This is a genomic window from Pseudoxanthomonas sp. LjRoot204_2, assembly GCF_056175765.1.
The window spans coordinates 1-2,046 of the sequence record NZ_JBGFFG010000527.1; the positions used below are offsets into that span (position 1 = coordinate 1).

A 2,046-nucleotide genomic window follows, 5' to 3' on the forward strand; every position below is an offset into this window, starting at 1 on the left:
CACCGATACGGCGGACCGATTCACCAGCGTCGGCCGCAACGTGCGCTTCTCCGAATGGCTGGGCGAGTTCTCCCGCTCGCTGACCGCCGAACTCGATTACGTGGCAGAAGCCGAGAACCTGGACCGCTTCAGGCTGCATCTGGCGCCGTTCCGACAACTCTGGGTGCCCGCGCCGATCTGGGACTACACGGGCAAGCGCGTGCTGACGATGGAGCTGGCCGATGGCCGCCGCGTGGATGAAATCTCCGGACTGCGCCGGACCGAGCAGGGCATGACGCCGCTGGCCGAGGATCTGCTGCGAGGCTATCTGGACCAGATTTTCGTACATGGCGAGATCCATGCCGATCCGCATCCCGGCAACCTGCGCGTCACCCAAGACGGGCGGCTGGCGATCTTCGATCTGGGCATGGTGGCCAACCTGCCGCCGCGCCAGCGCGACCGCCTGCTGAAGCTTCTGTTCGCCGCGGTGGACGGTCGCGGGGAACAGGTGGCGGAGGAGTGCATCGCACTCGGCATCCGCCTAGAAGACTACGACGAGCCGCGTTTCCTGCGCGAAGTCGGACAACTGGTGGCCCGCTACGGTGCGCACCAGACGTCGATGTCGGAAGGTCGGGTGGTGCTGGAGCTGGTGCGCATTGCGACCCATTGCGGCCTGCGGCCCCCGCCCGAGCTGAGCCTGCTCGGCAAGACGTTGTTGAACCTCGATGCGGTCTGCCACCTTCTGTCGCCCGAACTCGACACCCAGGGCGTGGTGGAGGACCAGCTGCAGCACGTCATGCGTGCCCGCCTGCGCAAGTCGCTTTCCTCTCCCAACGTGGCCAGCGAGATGATGGAAGTACAGGCCTTGCTGCGCGACGGTCCACGCAAGCTGTCGGACATCCTGTCGCTGGTGGCCGAGAACCGGTTCCAGCTTCGGGTCACCGGGCTGGAAGAGTCGCGGCTGATGGAAAACCTGCAGAAGATCGCCAACCGCATTGCGGTAGGTGTGATCACAGCCTCGCTGATCCTGGCGTCGGCGATGATGATGCGGGTGTCGTCCACGCACACGTTGTGGGGATATCCGGTGGTGGCGCTGGTCCTGTTCCTGCTGGGCGTGGCGCTGGGTGCCGGCATCATCGTCAGTTCGCTGCTCAGCGACCACCGCGCGCGTTCGCGTGAGGAGCGCGGCCCGCGCTGATGCGTCCCGCGTCCGCGTTGCCTCCGTCATCACGAAGCCGGCGCTAGGCTCGAACCATAGACGACGGAGCACGCCCATGGCGAAGAAGACGGCGAGTAAGGTCACAAAGACAGTGGTTAACGAAGCCAACGCGACCTCGTCGCGCCAGCGCGCCCTGCAGCGAGAGGCATTGAAGAAGGCAGCCGCCGTGCCCAAGCCGAAGAGGAAGGCAGTGCAGGCTGGCGTACGCGCGCAGCCCAAGCCGCCGCTGCCGAAACAGCACCTCGACAAGCCGGGCAACGAGGGCGACCTGCTGCTGCAACCGAAATTCCTGGCGCCTGATTATGCCGGCAGCGGCAAGCTGCAGGGCATGACGGCGATCGTGACGGGCGGCGATTCCGGGATAGGGCGTGCAGTCGCGGTGCTGTTTGCCCGTGAAGGCGCCGACGTCGCCGTGCTGTACCTGGACGAACACGAAGATGCGCGAGTCACCGCCGAGCATGTCGAGGCCGAGGGGCGCCGTTGTCTGGTGATCGCCGGCGATGTCCGCGATCCCGGGTTCTGCGAGACGGCCGTGGCGAAGACGCTGGAAGCATTCGGGCGACTCGACGTGCTGGTCAACAACGCCGCATTCCAGCAGCACGCGATGCGGCTGGAGGACATCAGCGACGCCCAGCTCCAGGAAACGCTGCAGACCAACATCGGTGGCTACTTCAATATGGCGCGCGCCGCGCTACCGCACATGCAGGAAGGCGGTTGCATCATCAATTCAGGCTCCGAAACCGGCATCTTCGGTAGCCAACACCTGCTCGACTACTCGGCGACGAAGGGCGCAATCCACGCGTTCACCCAATCGCTGGCCAGCAACCTGCTCCCGCGCGGCATCCGCG

Annotated in this window: 2 protein-coding genes; both read left to right on the plus strand. The window is 65.6% G+C overall.

Going from position 1 to position 2,046, the window contains the following annotated elements:
- Positions 1-1,177 (plus strand): ABC1 kinase family protein (locus AC04L7_RS17470; protein ID WP_475513540.1); only part of this gene is annotated, 1,177 nt, incomplete at its 5' end.
- A gap of 76 nt (positions 1,178-1,253) precedes the next feature.
- The coding region (locus AC04L7_RS17475; protein ID WP_475513541.1) for an SDR family NAD(P)-dependent oxidoreductase at positions 1,254-2,046 on the plus strand (793 nt) is incomplete at its 3' end.